The organism is Streptomyces capillispiralis, from assembly GCF_007829875.1.
GTDB classification, from domain to species: Bacteria; Actinomycetota; Actinomycetes; order Streptomycetales; family Streptomycetaceae; genus Streptomyces; species Streptomyces capillispiralis.
The window spans coordinates 3,332,555-3,354,678 of the sequence record NZ_VIWV01000001.1 but is presented as its reverse complement, the minus strand read 5'-3'; the positions used below and the strand labels follow the sequence as shown (position 1 = coordinate 3,354,678).

The window sequence follows — 22,124 nt, the reverse complement described above, 5'->3', positions numbered from 1 at the left end:
ACAGCCACAGCCACACCCGCAGCCGCACCCGCTCCCACCCACGTCAGGTGACCGGGGCGCCCAGCCAGTCGTCCACGCCCGACAGCAGCTTCGCCTTCACGTCGTCCGGTGCCGCCGAGCCGCGTACCGACTGCCGGGCCAGCTCCGCCAGCTCCGCGTCCGTGAAGCCGTGGTGGACCCGCGCGATCTCGTACTGCGCGGCCAGCCGGGAGCCGAAGAGCAGCGGGTCGTCCGCGCCCAGCGCCAGTGGTACCCCGGCCTCGAAGAGGGTCCGCAGCGGCACGTCCTCCGGCTTCTCGTACACGCCCAGCGCCACGTTCGACGCCGGGCACACCTCACACGTCACCTGCCGGTCCGCGAGCCGCTTCAGCAGCCGCGGGTCGTCCGCCGCCCGCACCCCGTGCCCGATCCGGTCCGCCTCCAGGTCGTCCAGGCAGTCCCGCACCGACGCCGGTCCCGCCAGTTCGCCGCCGTGCGGCGCGGACAGCAGCCCGCCCTCCCGGGCGATCGCGAACGCCCGGTCGAAGTCGCGGGCCATCCCGCGCCGCTCGTCGTTGGAGAGCCCGAACCCGACGACGCCCCGGTCCGCGTACCGCACCGCCAGCCGGGCCAGCGTGCGCGCGTCCAGGGGGTGCTTCATCCGGTTGGCGGCCACCAGCACCCGCATCCCGAGCCCGGTGTCCCGGCGCGCCGAGTCCACCGCGTCCAGGATGACCTCCAGCGCCGGGATCAGCCCGCCCAGCCGGGGTGCGTACGACGTCGGGTCGACCTGGATCTCCAGCCAGCCGGAACCGTCCCGCAGCTCCTCCTCCGCGGCCTCCCGCACCAGGCGCTGGATGTCCTCGGGCTCCCGCAGGCACGAGCGGGCCGCGTCGTACAGCCGCTGGAAGCGAAACCAGCCCCGCTCGTCCGTGGCGCGCAGTCTCGGCGGCTCCCCGCCGGTCAGCGCGTCGGTCAGCGCCTCGGGCAGGCGCACCCCGTACTTGTCGGCCAGCTCCAGCAGGGTGGCGGGCCGCATGGACCCGGTGAAGTGCAGGTGCAGATGGGCTTTCGGCAGCTCAGAGACATCACGTACACGCTCCATTCGCCGATCCTGCCGCACGTCCCGCCCGTCCCGGTAGCGCTTTCCCCTTTCGTGGTCTTGCTCGCACACACGCACAGGGGCGCCCGGGAGGAACCCGGGCGCCCCTGCGGCGGTGGGAGGACGTCAGTCCCGCGCCTCCGCGAGCAGCTTCTGGATCCGGCTCACGCCCTCGACGAGGTCCTCGTCACCGAGCGCGTACGACAGCCGCAGGTAGCCGGGTGTGCCGAACGCCTCACCGGGCACCACCGCGACCTCGGCCTCCTCCAGGATCAGCGCGGCCAGCTCGACCGAGTCCTGCGGCCGCCGTCCGCGGATCTCCTTGCCGATCAGCGCCTTCACCGAGGGGTAGGCGTAGAACGCGCCCTCGGGCTCGGGGCAGACCACGCCGTCGATCTCGTTGAGCATCCGCACGATGGTCCTGCGGCGCCGGTCGAAGGCCTCGCGCATGGTCGCGACGGCGTCCAGGTCGCCGGAGACGGCGGCGAGCGCCGCCGCCTGGGCCACGTTGGAGACGTTCGAGGTGGCGTGCGACTGCAGGTTGGTCGCGGCCTTCACCACGTCCTTCGGGCCGATGATCCAGCCGACCCGCCAGCCGGTCATCGCGTACGTCTTCGCGACGCCGTTGACCACGATGCACTTGTCGCGCAGCTCGGGCAGGAGCGCGGGCAGGGACACCGAGACGGCGTCGCCGTAGACCAGGTGCTCGTAGATCTCGTCCGTCATCACCCACAGGCCGTGCTCGGCGGCCCAGCGGCCGATCGCCTCGGTCTCGGCCTCGCCGTAGACGGCGCCGGTCGGGTTGGACGGGGAGACGAACAGGACGACCTTCGTCTTCTCGGTGCGGGCCGCCTCCAGCTGCTCCACGCTCACGCGGTAGCCGGTCGACTCGTCGGCGACGACGTCGACCGGGACACCGCCGGCCAGCCGGATCGACTCGGGGTACGTCGTCCAGTACGGCGCCGGGACGATGACCTCGTCGCCCGGGTCGAGGATGGCGGCGAAGGCCTCGTAGATGGCCTGCTTGCCGCCGTTGGTCACCAGGATCTGGGACGGGTCGACCTCGTAGCCGGAGTCGCGCAGCGTCTTGGCGGCGATCGCGGCCTTCAGCTCGGGCAGGCCGCCGGCCGGGGTGTAGCGGTGGAACTTGGGGTTCTTGCAGGCCTCGATCGCGGCCTCGACGATGTAGTCCGGCGTCGGGAAGTCGGGTTCACCGGCGCCGAAGCCGATCACCGGACGCCCGGCGGCCTTGAGGGCCTTGGCCTTGGCGTCCACGGCGAGGGTGGCGGACTCGGAGATCGCGCCGACTCGGGCGGAGACCCGGCGCTCGGTGGGAGGGGTTGCAGCGCTCATGGGCCCATCGTTTCAGACCGGAAACCCACGCGGCACGGGGGTTTCACAGACTGAACAGGACCGGGCAAATGGCTGAACACCAGTCCGGATCGCCCCGGCGGGAACCGCGTGGCCAGGTCGATCTTCCGCCAAGGTTCCGCCGATCCCGCGCCGGGACGGCTCCTCACGGGCACTTTCTGTTCGACGCCCGGCCCGGGAACACGTACACTCTCACCTCGTTGGCCTTCAGCGGCCCGCGCTCAGCCGGTGCACACCAAGCATCCGGTCGGATGCGGTACGTTGGGGGACACACAAAGGGTCGTAGCTCAATTGGTAGAGCACTGGTCTCCAAAACCAGCGGTTGGGGGTTCAAGTCCCTCCGGCCCTGCTACACACACCTTCGCCAGGATGTGTGCGCATGTACGTACAGCAATGCACCGCCGTGCGGCTCAGACCGGGCGCGGCACGGCCACGACCCGGAATCAGGTGAGGACGAGTGACGGACGCCGTGGGCTCCATCGACATGCCTGATGCCGAGGACGAAGCGCCGGACTCCCAGAAGAAGACCCGCAAGGGCGGCAAGCGGGCCAAGAAGGGTCCGCTGAAGCGCCTCGCGCTCTTCTACCGCCAGATCGTCGCGGAACTCCGCAAGGTCGTCTGGCCGACCCGCAACCAGCTGACGTCGTACACGACCGCAGTGATCATCTTCGTGGTGCTGATGATCGGCCTGGTCACCCTGATCGACTATGGCCTCAGCAACGCCGCCAAGTACGTCTTCGGCTGAGCCGAAAGCGAAGAGCGCCGAGGGACTCGGCGCTCCTTTCGCGTGTTCCACCCCTCTGTATCCAGGAAGAAGCAGCCACCGTGTCTGACCCGAACGTGAACGACGCCGTTGAGCCTCGCGGCGATGGCGCCGAGTCCGCCGAGGACGCGCTCGACGCCGTCGAGGGCGCGGACATCGAGGACACCGAGGACACCGAGGCCCCCGCCGAGGCTGCCGACACCGCCGCGGACGAGACCGCCCCCGACGAGGCCGCTGACGCCGAGGCCGACGCCGACGCTGACGCCGAGACCGAGGAAGCGGCCGAGGAGCCCCAGGACGACCGCGACCCCGTGGAGAAGCTCCGCGAGGAACTGCGGACGCTGCCCGGCGAGTGGTACGTCATCCACACCTACGCGGGCTACGAGAACCGGGTGAAGACCAACCTGGAGCAGCGCGCCGTCTCGCTGAACGTCGAGGACTACATCTTCCAGGCCGAGGTGCCGCAGGAAGAGGTCGTCCAGATCAAGAACGGCGACCGCAAGACGATCAAGCAGAACAAGCTCCCGGGCTACGTCCTGGTCCGCATGGACCTGACGAACGAGTCCTGGGGTGTCGTCCGCAACACCCCCGGCGTCACCGGCTTCGTGGGCAACGCCTACGACCCGTACCCGCTGACGCTGGACGAGATCGTCAAGATGCTCGCCCCGGAGGCCGAGGAGAAGGCCGCCCGCGAGGCCGCCGAAGCCGAGGGCAAGCCGGCCCCGCAGCGCAAGGTCGAGGTCCAGGTGCTGGACTTCGAGGTCGGTGACTCGGTCACCGTCACCGACGGCCCGTTCGCCACGCTGCAGGCGACCATCAACGAGATCAACCCCGACTCCAAGAAGGTCAAGGGCCTGGTGGAGATCTTCGGCCGCGAGACGCCGGTCGAGCTCTCCTTCGACCAGATCCAGAAGAACTAGTTCTTCTGGCACACAGCGTCCGAGCAGGTCAGGCAGGCGCGTGAGCGTCCGCCTGACCTGCTCGGTTTTTGGCCGCGCATCCATACCCGTTATCGTTGTGCGGTATGCCTGCGTCCGGGTTGTCCCCCGTTCGCAGGCAGGACCCGAATCGAAAGGACCCGGAGAGCCATGCCTCCCAAGAAGAAGAAGGTCACGGGGCTCATCAAGCTCCAGATCCAGGCCGGTGCCGCGAACCCGGCCCCGCCGGTCGGCCCCGCGCTGGGCCAGCACGGCGTGAACATCATGGAGTTCTGCAAGGCCTACAACGCCGCGACCGAGTCGCAGCGCGGCTGGGTCATCCCGGTGGAGATCACGGTCTACGAGGACCGTTCCTTCACCTTCATCACCAAGACCCCGCCGGCCGCGAAGATGATCCTCAAGGCCGCGGGCGTGGAGAAGGGCTCCGGCGAGCCGCACAAGACCAAGGTCGCGAAGATCACCCGCGATCAGGTCCGTGAGATCGCCACCACCAAGATGCCCGACCTCAACGCCAACGACCTGGACGCCGCCGAGAAGATCATCGCCGGCACCGCCCGTTCCATGGGCGTCACGGTCGAGGGCTGACCTCCACCCCCGTAAGCCAAGCAGTAGTGGAAGGGTCGGCTCGGCCCGGACCACGACTCCTCAGAATCCACAGGAGCTTTCAGTGAGCAAGCGCAGCAAGTCTCTCCGCGCTGCGGACGCCAAGATCGACCGGGAGAAGCTGTACGCCCCGCTCGAGGCCGTCCGTCTCGCCAAGGAGACGTCCACGACCAAGTTCGACGGCACCGTCGAGGTCGCCTTCCGTCTGGGTGTCGACCCGCGCAAGGCCGACCAGATGGTCCGTGGCACCGTGAACCTCCCGCACGGCACCGGTAAGACCGCCCGGGTCCTGGTCTTCGCGACCGGTGACCGTGCCGAGGCCGCGCGTGCCGCGGGCGCCGACATCGTCGGCGCCGACGAGCTGATCGACGAGGTGTCGAAGGGCCGTCTGGACTTCGACGCCGTCGTCGCCACCCCGGACCTCATGGGCAAGGTCGGCCGCCTCGGCCGCGTGCTCGGTCCCCGTGGTCTGATGCCGAACCCGAAGACCGGCACCGTGACCCCGGACGTCACCAAGGCCGTCAACGACATCAAGGGCGGCAAGATCGAGTTCCGCGTCGACAAGCACTCGAACCTGCACTTCATCATCGGCAAGACGTCGTTCGACGACACCAAGCTGGTGGAGAACTACGCCGCGGCGCTGGAGGAGATCCTCCGTCTGAAGCCGTCGGCCGCCAAGGGTCGTTACATCAAGAAGGCCGCCATCAGCACCACGATGGGCCCCGGCATTCCGCTCGACTCCAACCGCACCCGCAACCTCCTCGTCGAGGAGGACCCGGCCGCCGTCTGAGCCGGGTGGGCCGGATGACCGGCCCCGTGCAGTGTCCGCCCGTCCCCGCGCCCACCGAGGCGCGGGGACGGGCTTTTGCGTACGCCGGTGTCACGGGGGTGGGCCACCGTTCCCGGGCCCTGGGCGGCGACGGCGACATGAGGGCGGCAGCCGGTTCGGCGGGGGCGCAGGGGCCCAGACGCGGAGCGAGACGACGAAGGTCGTCGGCGTGAAGATGCCCCAGGGCACGATGAGGGGGCGGCGACCTCCTCCGATTACGGGGCCGGGGCCGAGGTCGTGGCCCCGCCGGCGGAGGACACGTTGGACCTCCGCTCCCGATGCTCCCGATCGGCCGATTTGCTTGACGCCGATCCGTTCACGTACTCTTCCACAGAAGCCAAAGACCGCTGGTCGTTGCCGTGTGCTCGTCAGAGTTCGCGGTGGCCGAAGGATCCGCTGAACTGCGGACGACCCGCGCAGGTGACAGTGGAAGAGTTCCCGGAGTTCGCTGCCCCGAGCACGCGAGCAACCGGTTGAGCTTCGCCCCGTGCGCCTGCGCTCGGGGCGTTTCGTTTTTCCCAGTCCTCCTTCGGGTCCGCGCGGTCCGAATCACCCGGAAGGAGGCCGAGGCTCTATGGCGAGGCCCGACAAGGCTGCCGCGGTTGCCGAGTTGACGGACCAGTTCCGCAACTCCAGCGCTGCCGTGCTGACCGAGTACCGCGGTCTCACCGTGGCCCAGCTCAAGCAGCTGCGCCGTTCGCTCGGTGAGAACGCCCAGTACGCCGTGGTGAAGAACACGCTGACCAAGATTGCGGCCAACGAGGCCGGGATCTCGACGCTCGACGACCTGTTCAACGGTCCGACGGCAGTCGCCTTCGTCACCGGTGACCCGGTGGAGTCGGCGAAGGGTCTTCGTGACTTCGCCAAGGACAACCCGAATCTCGTCATCAAGGGCGGTGTCCTTGACGGCAAGGCGATGTCCGCCGACGAGATCAAGAAGCTTGCGGACCTCGAGTCCCGCGAGGTTCTGCTCGCCAAGCTGGCGGGCGCTTTCAAGGGCAAGCAGACCCAGACTGCGCAGCTCTTCCAGGCGCTCCCCTCGAAGCTCGTCCGCACCGTGGACGCGCTCCGTGCCAAGCAGGACGAGCAGGGCGGTGCCGAGTAATTCGGCTCGCTTTCCGATCCTCGCCGCGTGAACCGCACGAGGTGAGGGTCGATGCGGGCCCGACGTACGCCCGCCTCACCCCGTACATCCGGCACCTGCCGATTTAGTGGAAGGACCGCCATCATGGCGAAGCTCAGCCAGGAAGACCTGCTCGCGCAGTTCGAGGAGATGACCCTCATCGAGCTCTCCGAGTTCGTGAAGGCCTTCGAGGAGAAGTTCGACGTCACCGCCGCCGCCGCCGTGGCCGTCGCGGGCCCGGCCGGTCCGGCCGCCCCGGCCGAGGCCGCCGAGGAGAAGGACGAGTTCGACGTCATCCTCACCGGTGCCGGCGACAAGAAGATCCAGGTCATCAAGGTCGTGCGTGAGCTGACCTCCCTGGGTCTGAAGGAGGCCAAGGACCTCGTGGACGGCGCCCCGAAGCCCGTCCTCGAGAAGGTCGCCAAGGACGCCGCCGAGAAGGCCGCCGAGTCCCTCAAGGGCGCCGGCGCCTCCGTCGAGGTCAAGTAACACCCTCCGGGCCCCCGGGGCCCGGCACGCGTCCCCAGCGGGCGTGTAACGCGTAAGCACCGAAGAGCGATCATCCATCCGGGTGGTCGCTCTTCGGCGTACGGGGGCTCCGGCGGCGGCTGCCTTGCACCCGGGACGGCGGGGGGTAGGGTGATCTTCGTTGTGCCTCCACGGGCCGCGAAGATTCGCCTGGTGGCAGGCGGTTACGGCAAGGGGGCCTTGACGAACCGCACGCAGCGCGCAATTCTCAGGACGCGTCGTCACAAGGATCCGAATCCGAGGCATGGATCGACGGCAAAGAGGGCAGTATCAACGTGCGTTGAGGGCAGCGCCTTGTCGCAGGAGTTGAGAACAACGAGGGCCACTACCCGGTCTCGTACACCGCACTGGACATCAGTGTGCCAAGTGGCTACACTGACCCTTTGCGCTGCCTGTTAGCTGTCCCCTGCCCGTCACCAGGGGCATGCCCTCGCTCGAGCACCGACGACCAGATGATCTCTGAGCTGGCCCTTTGACCAATTCAGAGGACTCTGTCTCTGTGCACAGTGGGGGGCCGGTACGCGCGTAGTGAGTCCGAGCCCTCGGAAGGACCCCCTCTTGGCCGCCTCGCGCAACGCCTCGACCGCGAATACGAACAACGCTGCCAGCACCGCCCCGCTGCGCATCTCCTTTGCAAAGATCAAGGAGCCCCTCGAGGTTCCGAACCTTCTCGCGCTGCAGACCGAGAGCTTCGACTGGCTGCTCGGCAACGACGCGTGGAAGGCTCGCGTCGAGGAGGCTCTCGAGAACGGGCAGGACGTCCCCACCAAGTCCGGTCTGGAGGAGATCTTCGAGGAGATCTCCCCGATCGAGGACTTCTCCGGGTCGATGTCGCTGACCTTCCGCGACCACCGCTTCGAGCCGCCGAAGAACTCCATCGACGAGTGCAAGGAGCGCGACTTCACGTACGCCGCCCCGCTCTTCGTCACGGCCGAGTTCACCAACAACGAGACCGGCGAGATCAAGTCCCAGACCGTCTTCATGGGCGACTTCCCGCTCATGACGAACAAGGGCACCTTCGTCATCAACGGCACCGAGCGTGTCGTGGTGTCGCAGCTGGTCCGTTCGCCGGGTGTCTACTTCGACTCCAGCATCGACAAGACGTCCGACAAGGACATCTTCTCCGCCAAGATCATCCCGTCCCGGGGTGCCTGGCTGGAGATGGAGATCGACAAGCGCGACATGGTCGGCGTCCGCATCGACCGCAAGCGCAAGCAGTCCGTCACCGTCCTCCTGAAGGCGCTCGGCTGGACCACCGAGCAGATCCTCGAGGAGTTCGGCGAGTACGAGTCCATGCGCGCCACCCTGGAGAAGGACCACACCCAGGGCCAGGACGACGCGCTGCTCGACATCTACCGCAAGCTGCGTCCGGGCGAGCCCCCCACGCGCGAGGCCGCGCAGACGCTCCTCGAGAACCTGTACTTCAACCCCAAGCGCTACGACCTGGCCAAGGTCGGCCGCTACAAGGTCAACAAGAAGCTCGGCGGGGACGAGCCGCTGGACGCCGGCGTGCTCACCACCGACGACATCATCGCCACCATCAAGTACCTGGTGAAGCTGCACGCCGGTGAGACCGAGACGGTCGGCGAGTCGGGTCGCTCGATCATGGTCGAGACCGACGACATCGACCACTTCGGCAACCGCCGCATCCGCAACGTCGGCGAGCTGATCCAGAACCAGGTCCGTACGGGTCTCGCCCGTATGGAGCGCGTCGTGCGCGAGCGCATGACCACCCAGGACGTCGAGGCGATCACGCCGCAGACCCTGATCAACATCCGGCCGGTCGTCGCCTCCATCAAGGAGTTCTTCGGCACCAGCCAGCTGTCCCAGTTCATGGACCAGAACAACCCGCTGTCGGGCCTGACGCACAAGCGTCGTCTCAACGCCCTCGGCCCGGGTGGTCTCTCCCGTGAGCGGGCCGGCTTCGAGGTCCGCGACGTGCACCCGTCGCACTACGGCCGCATGTGCCCGATCGAGACGCCCGAAGGCCCGAACATCGGTCTGATCGGCTCGCTCGCCTCGTACGGCCGGATCAATCCGTTCGGTTTCATCGAGACGCCGTACCGCAAGGTCGTCGAGGGCCAGGTCACCGACGAGGTCGACTACCTGACCGCCGACGAGGAGGACCGCTTCGTCATCGCGCAGGCCAACGCGCCGCTCAACGACGACATGCGGTTCGTCGAGAACCGCATCCTGGTCCGCCGCCGCGGCGGCGAGGTCGACTACGTCCCCGGTGACGACGTCGACTACATGGACGTCTCGCCGCGCCAGATGGTGTCGGTCGCGACCGCCATGATCCCCTTCCTCGAGCACGACGACGCCAACCGTGCCCTCATGGGCGCGAACATGATGCGTCAGGCCGTGCCGCTGATCCGCTCCGAGTCCCCGCTCGTCGGCACCGGCATGGAGTACCGCTCCGCCGTCGACGCCGGCGACGTGGTCAAGGCCGAGAAGGCGGGTGTGGTCCAGGAGGTCTCCGCGGACTACATCACCACCGCCAACGACGACGGCACGTACATCACGTACCGCCTGGCCAAGTTCGCCCGGTCCAACCAGGGCACCTCGGTCAACCAGAAGGTCATCGTCAACGAGGGCGACCGCGTCATCGAGGGCCAGGTCCTCGCCGACGGTCCGGCCACCCAGAACGGCGAGATGGCGCTCGGCAAGAACCTGCTGGTCGCGTTCATGCCGTGGGAGGGTCACAACTACGAGGACGCGATCATCCTGTCGCAGCGCCTCGTGCAGGACGACGTCCTCTCCTCGATCCACATCGAGGAGCACGAGGTCGACGCCCGTGACACCAAGCTCGGCCCCGAGGAGATCACCCGGGACATCCCGAACGTCTCCGAGGAGGTCCTCGCCGACCTCGACGAGCGCGGCATCATCCGCATCGGTGCCGAGGTCGTCGCCGGTGACATCCTCGTCGGCAAGGTCACGCCCAAGGGCGAGACCGAGCTGACGCCCGAGGAGCGCCTGCTCCGCGCGATCTTCGGTGAGAAGGCCCGTGAGGTCCGTGACACCTCGCTGAAGGTGCCGCACGGCGAGATCGGCAAGGTCATCGGCGTGCGCGTCTTCGACCGCGAGGAGGGCGACGAGCTTCCCCCCGGTGTGAACCAGCTGGTGCGCGTCTACGTCGCGCAGAAGCGCAAGATCACCGACGGTGACAAGCTCGCCGGCCGTCACGGCAACAAGGGCGTCATCTCCAAGATCCTGCCCATCGAGGACATGCCGTTCCTCGAGGACGGGACCCCGGTCGACATCATCCTCAACCCGCTGGGTGTGCCGTCCCGAATGAACCCGGGACAGGTCCTGGAGATCCACCTCGGCTGGCTCGCCAGCCGCGGCTGGGACGTCTCCGGCCTCGCGGAGGAGTGGGCGCAGCGCCTCCAGGTCATCGGCGCCGACCAGGTCGAGCCCGGCACCAACGTCGCCACCCCGGTCTTCGACGGTGCGCGTGAGGACGAGCTCGCGGGTCTGCTGCAGCACACCATCCCGAACCGCGACGGCGAGCGCATGGTGCTCCCGTCCGGCAAGGCCAGGCTGTACGACGGCCGCTCGGGTGAGCCGTTCCCGGAGCCGATCTCGGTCGGCTACATGTACATCCTGAAGCTGCACCACCTGGTCGACGACAAGCTGCACGCGCGGTCGACCGGTCCGTACTCCATGATCACCCAGCAGCCGCTGGGTGGTAAGGCTCAGTTCGGTGGCCAGCGGTTCGGCGAGATGGAGGTGTGGGCACTCGAGGCGTACGGCGCCGCCTACGCGCTCCAGGAGCTGCTGACCATCAAGTCCGACGACGTCACCGGCCGCGTGAAGGTCTACGAGGCCATCGTCAAGGGCGAGAACATCCCCGAGCCCGGCATCCCCGAGTCCTTCAAGGTGCTCATCAAGGAGATGCAGTCCCTGTGCCTGAACGTGGAGGTGCTGTCCAGCGACGGTATGTCCATCGAGATGCGTGACACCGACGAGGACGTCTTCCGCGCTGCGGAGGAGCTTGGCATCGACCTGTCCCGGCGCGAGCCGAGCAGCGTCGAAGAGGTCTGACGGGAGTCCGGCGGCCTTCCGCGTGAAGGCCGCCGGCCCCAGGACCCCCGTATCAGACCCCATGACTTACAACCCTGAGAGGGATTGACGCATAGTGCTCGACGTCAACTTCTTCGACGAGCTCCGGATCGGTCTGGCCACCGCTGACGACATCCGTCAGTGGAGCCACGGCGAGGTCAAGAAGCCCGAGACCATCAACTACCGCACCCTCAAGCCCGAGAAGGACGGACTCTTCTGCGAGAAGATCTTCGGTCCGACCCGGGACTGGGAGTGCTACTGCGGCAAGTACAAGCGCGTCCGCTTCAAGGGCATCATCTGCGAGCGCTGTGGCGTCGAGGTCACGCGTGCCAAGGTGCGCCGTGAGCGGATGGGCCACATCGAGCTCGCCGCGCCCGTCACGCACATCTGGTACTTCAAGGGCGTTCCGTCGCGGCTGGGCTACCTGCTCGACCTCGCCCCGAAGGACCTGGAGAAGGTCATCTACTTCGCGGCGTACATGATCACGTACGTCGACGAGGAGCGCCGCACCCGCGACCTGCCCTCGCTGGAGGCCCACGTCTCCGTCGAGCGCCAGCAGATCGAGAACCGCCGCGACGCCGACCTCGAGGCCCGCGCCAAGAAGCTCGAGACCGACCTGGCCGAGCTGGAGGCCGAGGGCGCCAAGGCCGACGTGCGCCGCAAGGTGCGCGAGGGTGCCGAGCGTGAGATGAAGCAGCTGCGCGACCGCGCGCAGCGCGAGATCGACCGCCTCGACGAGGTGTGGAGCCGGTTCAAGAACCTCAAGGTCCAGGACCTGGAGGGCGACGAGCTGCTCTACCGCGAGCTGCGTGACCGCTTCGGCACGTACTTCGACGGTTCGATGGGTGCCGCGGCGCTGCAGAAGCGCCTGGAGTCCTTCGACCTCGACGAGGAGGCCGAGCGTCTCCGCGAGATCATTCGCACCGGCAAGGGCCAGAAGAAGACCCGTGCGCTCAAGCGCCTGAAGGTCGTCTCCGCGTTCCTGCAGACCAGCAACAGCCCCAAGGGCATGGTGCTGGACTGCGTGCCGGTCATCCCGCCGGACCTGCGTCCGATGGTGCAGCTGGACGGTGGCCGCTTCGCGACCTCCGACCTGAACGACCTGTACCGCCGTGTCATCAACCGCAACAACCGCCTGAAGCGGCTTCTCGACCTCGGCGCGCCCGAGATCATCGTGAACAACGAGAAGCGCATGCTCCAGGAGGCCGTCGACGCGCTGTTCGACAACGGCCGCCGCGGTCGCCCGGTCACCGGTCCCGGTAACCGCCCGCTGAAGTCCCTCAGCGACATGCTGAAGGGCAAGCAGGGCCGCTTCCGTCAGAACCTGCTCGGCAAGCGCGTGGACTACTCGGCGCGTTCCGTGATCGTCGTCGGCCCGCAGCTGAAGCTGCACCAGTGCGGTCTGCCGAAGGCGATGGCGCTGGAGCTGTTCAAGCCGTTCGTGATGAAGCGCCTAGTCGACCTGAACCACGCGCAGAACATCAAGAGCGCCAAGCGCATGGTCGAGCGCGGCCGCACGGTCGTGTACGACGTGCTGGAAGAGGTCATCGCGGAGCACCCGGTTCTGCTGAACCGTGCGCCCACGCTGCACCGCCTCGGCATCCAGGCCTTCGAGCCGCAGCTGGTCGAGGGCAAGGCCATCCAGATCCACCCGCTCGTCTGCACCGCGTTCAACGCGGACTTCGACGGTGACCAGATGGCCGTGCACCTGCCGCTCTCCGCGGAGGCGCAGGCCGAGGCCCGCATCCTGATGCTGTCCTCGAACAACATCCTCAAGCCGGCCGACGGCCGTCCGGTGACGATGCCGACCCAGGACATGGTCCTCGGTCTGTTCTTCCTCACCACCGACGGCGAGATGCGCGACCTCAAGGGCGAGGGCCGTTCCTTCGCCTCGGTCGCCGAGGCGATCATGGCCTTCGACGCGGGCGAGCTGTCGCTCCAGTCGAGGATCGACATCCGCTTCCCGGTCGGCACCATCCCGCCCCGCGGCTGGACCCCGCCGGCGCGCGAGGAGGGCGAGCCCGAGTGGCAGCAGGGTGACAGCTTCCGGCTGAACACCACCCTGGGCCGCGCGCTCTTCAACGAGCTGCTGCCCGAGGACTACCCGTTCGTCGACTACGAGGTCGGCAAGAAGCAGCTCTCGGAGATCGTCAACGACCTCGCCGAGCGCTACCCGAAGGTCATCGTGGCGGCGACGCTCGACAACCTGAAGGCGTCCGGCTTCTACTGGGCCACCCGCTCCGGCGTCACCGTCGCCATCTCCGACGTCGTCGTTCCCGAGGCGAAGAAGGAGATCGTCAAGGGCTACGAGGCGCAGGACGAGAAGGTCCAGAAGCAGTACGAGCGCGGTCTGATCACCAAGGACGAGCGCACGCAGGAGCTCATCGCGATCTGGACCAAGGCGACCAACGAGGTCGCCGAGGCGATGAACGACAACTTCCCGAAGACCAACCCGATCTTCATGATGGTGAACTCGGGTGCACGAGGCAACATGATGCAGATGCGTCAGATCGCCGGTATGCGTGGTCTGGTGTCGAACGCGAAGAACGAGACGATCCCGCGTCCGATCAAGGCGTCGTTCCGTGAGGGCCTGTCCGTGCTGGAGTACTTCATCTCCACGCACGGTGCCCGTAAGGGTCTGGCGGACACCGCTCTGCGTACCGCCGACTCGGGTTACCTCACCCGTCGTCTGGTCGACGTCTCCCAGGACGTGATCATCCGCGAGGAGGACTGCGGCACCGACCGCGGTCTGCGCCTCAAGATCGCGAACCGGGACGCGGACGGCGTGCTGCGCAAGACGGAGGACGTCGAGACCTCCGTGTACGCGCGCTGCCTCGCCGAGGACATCGTGGTCGACGGCCAGGTGCTGGCCCCGGCCGGCACCGACCTGGGCGACGTCCTCATCGAGGAGCTCGTCTCCCGCGGCGTCGAGGAGGTCAAGACCCGCTCGGTCCTGACCTGCGAGTCCGCCGTCGGCACCTGCGCGATGTGCTACGGCCGTTCGCTGGCCACCGGCAAGCTGGTCGACATCGGTGAGGCGGTCGGCATCATCGCCGCCCAGTCCATCGGTGAGCCCGGTACCCAGCTGACGATGCGTACCTTCCACACCGGTGGTGTGGCCGGTGACGACATCACCCAGGGTCTGCCGCGTGTCGTCGAGCTCTTCGAGGCCCGTACCCCGAAGGGTGTCGCCCCGATCTCCGAGGCCTCCGGCCGCGTGCGGATCGAGGAGACCGAGAAGACCAAGAAGATCGTCGTCACCCCGGACGACGGCAGCGACGAGACGGCGTACCCGATCTCGAAGCGCGCCAAGGTCCTGGTCCGCGAGGGCGACCACGTCGAGGTGGGCCAGCAGCTCACCGTGGGTGCCACCAACCCGCACGACGTGCTGCGCATCCTGGGTCAGCGTGCCGTCCAGGTCCACCTGGTCGGCGAGGTCCAGAAGGTCTACAACTCGCAGGGTGTGTCGATCCACGACAAGCACATCGAGATCATCATCCGGCAGATGCTGCGCCGTGTGACGATCATCGAGTCGGGCGACGCCGAGCTGCTGCCCGGCGAGCTGGTCGAGCGCTCGAAGTTCGAGACCGAGAACCGTCGTGTGGTCCAGGAGGGCGGTCACCCGGCCTCCGGTCGTCCGCAGCTGATGGGTATCACCAAGGCCTCGCTGGCGACGGAGTCCTGGCTGTCGGCCGCCTCCTTCCAGGAGACGACCCGAGTGCTGACGGACGCGGCGATCAACGCCAAGTCCGACAGCCTCATCGGCCTCAAGGAGAACGTCATCATCGGTAAGCTCATCCCGGCCGGTACGGGTCTGTCCCGCTACCGCAACATCCGGGTGGAGCCGACCGAGGAGGCCAAGGCCGCGATGTACTCGGCCGTCGGCTACGACGACATCGACTACTCGCCGTTCGGCACGGGCTCCGGCCAGGCCGTTCCGCTGGAGGACTACGACTACGGTCCGTACAACCAGTAAGCGGGCAGCTTGACGCACTGAGGGGCGGTCACTCCGTACGGGGTGGCCGCCCCTCGGCGTGTCCCCGGGTACCGGGAACCGGTTCGCCGACCGGTTTCGTCCCTACCGGTGCCGGAACGTCCGCTCCAGCGCATGATGGAGGGACCCGGTGCGACGGGGAGGTGGTGCTCGGTGTCGTACGCGCCGTATCCGCAGGGGCAGCCGTGGCAGCCATGGCAGCAGGGGCAGCAGGGGCAGGGCGGGCCGCAGCCGTGGGGTGGGCAGGCCGGGCCGTCGATGCGCGCCTCGCACGCCGACCGGGAGCGGGCCGTCGACGTGCTCAGAGCCGGGTACGGCGAGGGACGGCTGGAGAAGGCCGAGTTCGACGGGCGCGTGGAGCGGGCGTACACGGCGCGTACGGTGGGGGAGCTGGCGCTGCTGGTGGCCGACTTGCCGCAGGGCCCCGTCCCGCCGCAGGCCCCGTACGCGGTGCCCGCGGTGTTCCTGCCGGCGCCCCGGGCGCGGGTGAACGGCAAGGCGGTCGCCTCCGCCGTCTGCGGAGGGCTCTGTCTGGTCACCTTCGGGCTCACCGGCATCCCGGCGGTCGTCCTGGGCCACATGGCGCGCGCGGAGATCGCGCGCACCGGTGAGGAGGGCGACGGGCTGGCGCTGACCGGGCTGGCCCTCGGCTGGCTGGCGAACGCGGGGTGGGCGGTGCTGATGTTCCTTTCCTTCGCCCTGGCCCTGGCGGCCGGCTGACAATCGAAGATCATCGGTTGCCCGTGCCTGTGACGTGTCCCGCGCGGGTGGGCGGTCCGGCCCCATTTGTTTTGACCGCAGCGAATGCGGTAGGTACGCTCAGACCTTGTGCCTGGGGTGTGCCCTGGCCTTCGTGCGTGCCATCACACCGCACCGGAGGCCGGTCAACGGCCACCGCAATCCGCGCTTTCTTCCGCCTTGCGGTGGAAGTCCGCGGGATTCGACACACCCGACCGCGTGGGTCGGCGACGTTCCAGGTTAGCTTCACCATTCGGCACACAGAAACCGGAGAAGTAGTGCCTACGATCCAGCAGCTGGTCCGCAAGGGCCGGCAGGACAAGGTCGAGAAGAACAAGACGCCCGCACTCGAGGGTTCGCCCCAGCGTCGTGGCGTCTGCACGCGTGTGTTCACGACCACCCCGAAGAAGCCGAACTCGGCCCTGCGTAAGGTCGCGCGTGTGCGTCTGACCAGTGGGATCGAGGTCACGGCTTACATTCCGGGTGAGGGACACAACCTGCAGGAGCACTCCATCGTGCTCGTGCGCGGCGGCCGTGTGAAGGACCTGCCGGGTGTTCGCTACAAGATCATCCGCGGTTCCCTCGACACCCAGGGTGTCAAGAACCGCAAGCAGGCTCGCAGCCGTTACGGCGCCAAGAAGGAGAAGTAAGAATGCCTCGTAAGGGCCCCGCCCCGAAGCGCCCGGTCATCATCGACCCGGTCTACGGTTCTCCTCTGGTGACCTCCCTCATCAATAAGGTGCTGCTGAACGGCAAGCGCTCCACCGCCGAGCGCATCGTCTACGGTGCCATGGAGGGTCTGCGTGAGAAGACGGGCAACGACCCGATCATCACGCTGAAGCGCGCGCTGGAGAACATCAAGCCGACCCTCGAGGTCAAGTCCCGCCGTGTCGGTGGTGCGACGTACCAGGTTCCGATCGAGGTCAAGCCCGGTCGCGCCAACACGCTCGCGCTGCGCTGGCTGGTCGGTTACTCCCGCGCCCGTCGCGAGAAGACCATGACCGAGCGTCTGCTCAACGAGCTTCTCGACGCTTCCAACGGCCTCGGTGCCGCTGTGAAGAAGCGCGAGGACACGCACAAGATGGCCGAGTCCAACAAGGCCTTCGCGCACTACCGCTGGTAGTCGCAGACCCCATCGAGACCGAGAGAAGACTGAAGCCTCATGGCTACCACTTCGCTTGACCTGGCCAGGGTCCGCAACATCGGGATCATGGCCCACATCGACGCGGGCAAGACGACCACCACCGAGCGGATCCTGTTCTACACCGGCGTTTCCTACAAGATCGGTGAAGTCCACGACGGCGCCGCCACCATGGACTGGATGGAGCAGGAGCAGGAGCGTGGCATCACGATCACCTCTGCTGCCACCACCTGTCACTGGCCGCTCGAGGACAACGACTACACCATCAACATCATCGACACCCCGGGGCACGTCGACTTCACCGTCGAGGTGGAGCGCTCCCTGCGTGTGCTCGACGGTGCCGTGACGGTGTTCGACGGTGTCGCCGGTGTCGAGCCGCAGTCCGAGACGGTGTGGCGTCAGGCCGACCGCTACGGCGTGCCGCGCATCTGCTTCGTCAACAAGCTGGACCGCACCGGCGCCGAGTTCCACCGCTGCGTGGAGATGATCTCGGACCGCCTGGGCGCCCAGCCGCTCGTCATGCAGCTCCCGATCGGCGCCGAGGCCGACTTCAAGGGCGTCGTGGACCTGGTCCGCATGAAGGCGCTCGTGTGGTCCGCCGAGGCCGCCAAGGGCGAGATGTACGACGTCGTCGACATCCCGGCCACGCACACCGAGGCCGCCGAGGAGTGGCGCGGCAAGCTGGTCGAGGCCGTCGCGGAGAACGACGAAGAGATCATGGAGCTGTTCCTGGAGGGCCAGGAGCCCACCGAGGAGCAGCTGTACGCCGCGATCCGTCGCATCACCATCGCCTCCGGCAAGTCCAGCGACACCACGGTCACCCCGGTGTTCTGCGGTACCGCGTTCAAGAACAAGGGCGTCCAGCCCCTGCTCGACGCGGTCGTGCGCTACCTGCCGACCCCCCTCGACGTCGAGGCCATCGAGGGCCACGACGTCAAGGACCCCGAGGTCGTCGTCCGGCGCAAGCCGTCGGAGGACGAGCCGCTCGCCGCGCTCGCCTTCAAGATCATGAGCGACCCGCACCTCGGCAAGCTCACCTTCGTCCGGGTCTACTCGGGCCGCCTGGAGTCCGGCACCGCCGTGCTGAACTCCGTGAAGGGCAAGAAGGAGCGCATCGGCAAGATCTACCGCATGCACGCGAACAAGCGTGAGGAGATCGAGTCGGTGGGCGCCGGCGACATCGTCGCCGTCATGGGCCTGAAGCAGACCACCACCGGTGAGACGCTGTCCGACGACAAGAACCCGGTGATCCTGGAGTCCATGGACTTCCCGGCGCCGGTCATCCAGGTCGCCATCGAGCCCAAGTCGAAGGGCGACCAGGAGAAGCTCGGCGTCGCGATCCAGCGCCTGGCCGAGGAGGACCCGTCCTTCCAGGTCCACTCGGACGAGGAGACCGGCCAGACCATCATCGGTGGTATGGGCGAGCTGCACCTCGAGGTGCTGGTCGACCGTATGCGCCGTGAGTTCAAGGTCGAGGCCAACGTCGGCAAGCCGCAGGTCGCGTACCGCGAGACGATCCGCAAGGCCGTCGAGCGCGTGGACTACACCCACAAGAAGCAGACCGGTGGTACCGGTCAGTTCGCCAAGGTGCAGATCGCGATCGAGCCCATCGAGGGCGGCGACGCCTCGTACGAGTTCGTGAACAAGGTCACCGGTGGCCGCATCCCGAAGGAGTACATCCCTTCGGTGGACGCCGGTGCGCAGGAGGCCATGCAGTTCGGCATCCTGGCCGGCTACGAGATGACGGGCGTCCGCGTCACGCTCATCGACGGTGGCTACCACGAGGTCGACTCCTCGGAACTCGCGTTCAAGATCGCCGGTTCGCAGGCCTTCAAGGAGGCCGCGCGCAAGGCTTCGCCCGTGCTCCTGGAGCCGATGATGGCCGTCGAGGTCACCACGCCCGAGGACTACATGGGTGAGGTCATCGGCGACATCAACTCCCGCCGTGGCCAGATCCAGGCCATGGAGGAGCGGGCGGGTGCCCGCGTCGTGAAGGGTCTCGTGCCCCTCTCGGAGATGTTCGGTTACGTCGGCGACCTGCGCAGCAAGACGTCCGGCCGGGCCAGCTACTCCATGCAGTTCGACTCCTACGCCGAGGTTCCCCGGAACGTCGCCGAGGAGATCATCGCGAAGGCCAAGGGCGAGTAGCGGACTCCGTTCAACGGACCCCGTTCACACGCTTTAGGCTTGACCCCGGAGCCTGCAAGGGACGTTCCGTCACCATGGTGAGGGAACGTCCCGGGTCCGGGTTTCCCAGCAAAGATCACCTGGCGCCGATGAGTAAGGCGTACCAGAACCACTCTCAGGAGGACCCCCGTGGCGAAGGCGAAGTTCGAGCGGACTAAGCCGCACGTCAACATCGGCACCATCGGTCACATCGACCACGGTAAGACGACCCTCACGGCCGCCATTACCAAGGTGCTGCACGACGCGTACCCGGACCTGAACGAGGCCTCGGCCTTCGACCAGATCGACAAGGCTCCCGAGGAGCGCCAGCGCGGTATCACCATCTCCATCGCGCACGTCGAGTACCAGACCGAGACGCGTCACTACGCCCACGTCGACTGCCCCGGTCACGCGGACTACATCAAGAACATGATCACGGGTGCGGCGCAGATGGACGGCGCCATCCTCGTGGTCGCCGCCACCGACGGCCCGATGCCGCAGACCAAGGAGCACGTGCTCCTGGCCCGCCAGGTCGGCGTCCCGTACATCGTCGTCGCCCTGAACAAGGCCGACATGGTGGACGACGAGGAGATCCTGGAGCTCGTCGAGCTCGAGGTCCGCGAGCTGCTCTCCGAGTACGAGTTCCCGGGCGACGACCTGCCGGTCGTCAAGGTCTCGGCGCTCAAGGCCCTCGAGGGCGACAAGGAGTGGGGCAACACCGTCCTCGAGCTCATGAAGGCCGTGGACGAGAACATCCCGCAGCCCGAGCGTGACGTCGACAAGCCGTTCCTGATGCCGATCGAGGACGTCTTCACGATCACCGGTCGTGGCACCGTCGTCACCGGTCGTATCGAGCGTGGTGTCCTCAAGGTCAACGAGACCGTCGACATCGTGGGCATCAAGCAGGAGAAGACCACCACCACGGTCACCGGCATCGAGATGTTCCGCAAGCTGCTCGACGAGGGCCAGGCCGGTGAGAACGTCGGTCTGCTCCTCCGCGGCATCAAGCGCGAGGACGTCGAGCGCGGCCAGGTCATCATCAAGCCGGGCTCGGTCACCCCGCACACCGAGTTCGAGGCCCAGGCCTACATCCTGTCGAAGGACGAGGGTGGCCGTCACACCCCGTTCTTCAACAACTACCGCCCGCAGTTCTACTTCCGTACGACGGACGTGACCGGCGTCGTGACCCTCCCCGAGGGCACCGAGATGGTCATGCCGGGTGACAACACCGAGATGAAGGTGGAGCTCATCCAGCCCGTCGCCATGGAAGAGGGCCTGAAGTTCGCCATCCGTGAGGGTGGCCGGACCGTGGGCGCCGGCCAGGTCACCAAGATCAACAAGTGAGCTTGCTGATCTGACCTGGTAGCTCGCGGCAGTTCCGCGCGAGCACCTGGCACCTGAAGGGGCCCGTACGACTTCGGTCGTACGGGCCCCTTTGCTGTGCCTGTCCGTGCCTGCGGGGCTTGCTCTGCTCTGTGGGGCGTCGTCTTAGGGGCAGGGGTGTCACTCGATCGCGTGAGTGAGGTGGCAAGTGCGGGCGGCACGTGCCATTCCGTCCCTAACGTGGCCTCATGGTCAGCTCATCCCATGAGGCCCTGCACCGGATCTTCCAGCAGGACCCGGGCCTCTTCGCCCGCGCCGCCAGGAACCTCGGCGTCGCCTTTCCGCCCCCCATCTCCAGCACCGAGCTCTCCACCGACCTCACGGAGACCCAGCCCCTGGAACGCCGGGTGGACACCCTGCTGCGGATGGACACCGAGGACGGCAGCTTTCTCCTCGCGGTCGAGTCGCAGGGGGAGCCGGACGGGCGCAAGCCCGCCAGCTGGGCGTACTACCTGTCGTACGTGTACGCCAAGTACCGCATCCCGCCGGTACTGCTCGTCGTGTGCGCGGATCGGGGGACGGCCGAGTGGGCGGCCCGGCAGGTCGACATCGGGCCGCCGCAGTGGCCTGCGCTCACCCTGAGGCCGCTGGTCCTGGGCCCCGACGACGTACCGGTGATCGACAGCCCCGCCGAGGCCGCCCGGGACATCCCGCTCACCGTCCTGTCGGCGGCTCTGCACCGCCGTGACCCGGACGCCGATGCCATACTGAACGCGCTGGCAAAGGCACTCAAGGGCCTGTCGGCCGACGACGAGAGCACCGCAGGCACCTTCATCGAGCTCATGGAACAAGGCCTCGGCAAGACGCCGGCCGCGGACATCTGGAGGCATCTCATGGCCGTCGACCTCTCTTTCTTCCAGTCGGAGACTGCTCAGAAGCTTCGGGCGGAGGGCCGGGCGGAGGGCCGGGCGGAAGGTCAGGCTCAGGGGCAGGCTCAGGGGCAGGGGCGGGGCCTTCTGATCCTGCTGGGGCATCGGGGTATTGAGGTCTCCGAGGCGGACCGGGAGCGCATCGTCGGTTGCGGGGATCCCGAGGTGTTGACGCTCTGGTTCGAGCGGGCGCTGACGGCCACGTCGATGGCGGAGGTGTTCGCGGCGGGCGGGGAGACAGGACCCGCGGAGTGATGGACCTGTCCCTGTTCCAGTCGGAGACTGCTCAGAGGCTTCGGGCGGAGGGCCGGGCGGAGGGCCGGGCGGAAGGTCAGGCTCAGGGGCAGGGGCGGGGCCTTCTGATCCTGCTGGGGCATCGGGGTATTGAGGTCTCCGAGGCGGACCGGGAGCGCATCGTCGGTTGCGGGGATCCCGAGGTGTTGACGCTCTGGTTCGAGCGGGCGCTCACCGCCGCATCGACTGCCGAGGTCTTCGCCGCGGACCGTGCCACAGGTCCAGCGCGGTGAGGAGAGCC

General features: G+C 67.6%; 17 protein-coding genes and 1 tRNA gene. 16 read left to right on the top strand and 2 right to left on the bottom strand.

Annotation, left to right across the window (positions count from 1 at the left end; genetic code table 11):
* Window positions 1-43: 43 nt before the first annotated feature.
* Window positions 44-1,084, bottom strand: coding sequence for an adenosine deaminase (locus FHX78_RS13990; RefSeq protein ID WP_145867764.1), 1,041 nt, complete (start codon window positions 1,082-1,084; stop codon window positions 44-46).
* A gap of 123 nt (window positions 1,085-1,207) precedes the next feature.
* A complete protein-coding gene (locus FHX78_RS13985) occupies window positions 1,208-2,434 on the bottom strand; it encodes a pyridoxal phosphate-dependent aminotransferase (protein ID WP_145867763.1) in 1,227 nt (408 codons plus the stop codon).
* 294 nt (window positions 2,435-2,728) lie between these two features.
* On the opposite strand from FHX78_RS13985, the gene FHX78_RS13980 reads away from it, so the two are divergent.
* The 16 genes from FHX78_RS13980 to FHX78_RS13900 all read left to right on the top strand — a co-directional run bounded on the left by FHX78_RS13980 (window position 2,729) and on the right by FHX78_RS13900 (window position 22,116).
* Window positions 2,729-2,801: transfer RNA gene (locus tag FHX78_RS13980), tRNA-Trp, on the top strand.
* Window positions 2,802-2,909: 108 nt separating this feature from the next.
* Window positions 2,910-3,197: a preprotein translocase subunit SecE gene (gene secE / locus FHX78_RS13975; RefSeq protein ID WP_145867762.1), complete on the top strand. Its 288-nt coding sequence runs from the start codon at window positions 2,910-2,912 to the stop codon at window positions 3,195-3,197.
* An 80-nt stretch (window positions 3,198-3,277) separates the two neighbouring features.
* On the top strand, window positions 3,278-4,135 hold the full coding sequence (nusG, locus tag FHX78_RS13970; RefSeq protein ID WP_145867761.1) for a transcription termination/antitermination protein NusG: 858 nt from the start codon (window positions 3,278-3,280) through the stop codon (window positions 4,133-4,135).
* 168 nt (window positions 4,136-4,303) lie between these two features.
* Window positions 4,304-4,738, top strand: coding sequence for a 50S ribosomal protein L11 (gene rplK, locus FHX78_RS13965; RefSeq protein WP_006130605.1), 435 nt, complete (start codon window positions 4,304-4,306; stop codon window positions 4,736-4,738).
* An 82-nt stretch (window positions 4,739-4,820) separates the two neighbouring features.
* Window positions 4,821-5,546: a 50S ribosomal protein L1 gene (gene rplA / locus FHX78_RS13960; RefSeq protein WP_145867760.1), complete on the top strand. Its 726-nt coding sequence runs from the start codon at window positions 4,821-4,823 to the stop codon at window positions 5,544-5,546.
* Window positions 5,547-6,159: 613 nt separating this feature from the next.
* Window positions 6,160-6,690 (top strand): 50S ribosomal protein L10, encoded by a 531-nt coding sequence (rplJ, locus tag FHX78_RS13955; protein ID WP_145867759.1) that lies wholly within the window; start codon window positions 6,160-6,162, stop codon window positions 6,688-6,690.
* Window positions 6,691-6,813: 123 nt separating this feature from the next.
* Window positions 6,814-7,197: a 50S ribosomal protein L7/L12 gene (gene rplL / locus FHX78_RS13950; protein WP_030823471.1), complete on the top strand. Its 384-nt coding sequence runs from the start codon at window positions 6,814-6,816 to the stop codon at window positions 7,195-7,197.
* Window positions 7,198-7,794: 597 nt separating this feature from the next.
* Complete coding sequence (rpoB, locus tag FHX78_RS13940) at window positions 7,795-11,280, top strand: DNA-directed RNA polymerase subunit beta (RefSeq protein ID WP_145867758.1); 3,486 nt, start codon at window positions 7,795-7,797, stop codon at window positions 11,278-11,280.
* A gap of 94 nt (window positions 11,281-11,374) precedes the next feature.
* Window positions 11,375-15,274 carry a DNA-directed RNA polymerase subunit beta' gene (locus FHX78_RS13935; RefSeq protein ID WP_145867757.1) on the top strand — a complete coding sequence of 1,300 codons (3,900 nt, stop codon included), beginning with the start codon at window positions 11,375-11,377 and terminating at the stop codon, window positions 15,272-15,274.
* Window positions 15,275-15,445: 171 nt separating this feature from the next.
* Window positions 15,446-16,012, top strand: coding sequence for a DUF1707 and DUF4190 domain-containing protein (locus tag FHX78_RS13930; RefSeq protein ID WP_229923832.1), 567 nt, complete (start codon window positions 15,446-15,448; stop codon window positions 16,010-16,012).
* A gap of 296 nt (window positions 16,013-16,308) precedes the next feature.
* A complete protein-coding gene (gene rpsL / locus FHX78_RS13925; RefSeq protein WP_003948652.1) occupies window positions 16,309-16,680 on the top strand; it encodes a 30S ribosomal protein S12 in 372 nt (123 codons plus the stop codon).
* A 2-nt stretch (window positions 16,681-16,682) separates the two neighbouring features.
* A complete protein-coding gene (gene rpsG, locus FHX78_RS13920) occupies window positions 16,683-17,153 on the top strand; it encodes a 30S ribosomal protein S7 (protein ID WP_003992340.1) in 471 nt (156 codons plus the stop codon).
* Window positions 17,154-17,192: 39 nt separating this feature from the next.
* Window positions 17,193-19,319 (top strand): elongation factor G, encoded by a 2,127-nt coding sequence (fusA, locus tag FHX78_RS13915; protein WP_145867756.1) that lies wholly within the window; start codon window positions 17,193-17,195, stop codon window positions 19,317-19,319.
* 168 nt (window positions 19,320-19,487) lie between these two features.
* Window positions 19,488-20,681: an elongation factor Tu gene (gene tuf / locus FHX78_RS13910; RefSeq protein ID WP_030046358.1), complete on the top strand. Its 1,194-nt coding sequence runs from the start codon at window positions 19,488-19,490 to the stop codon at window positions 20,679-20,681.
* Between the two features lie 227 nt (window positions 20,682-20,908).
* Window positions 20,909-21,844 carry an RpnC/YadD family protein gene (locus FHX78_RS13905; protein ID WP_145867755.1) on the top strand — a complete coding sequence of 312 codons (936 nt, stop codon included), beginning with the start codon at window positions 20,909-20,911 and terminating at the stop codon, window positions 21,842-21,844.
* On the top strand, window positions 21,844-22,116 hold the full coding sequence (locus FHX78_RS13900; protein WP_145867754.1) for a hypothetical protein: 273 nt from the start codon (window positions 21,844-21,846) through the stop codon (window positions 22,114-22,116). The genes FHX78_RS13905 and FHX78_RS13900 overlap by 1 nt, the downstream gene beginning before the upstream one ends.
* Window positions 22,117-22,124: the final 8 nt, after the last annotated feature.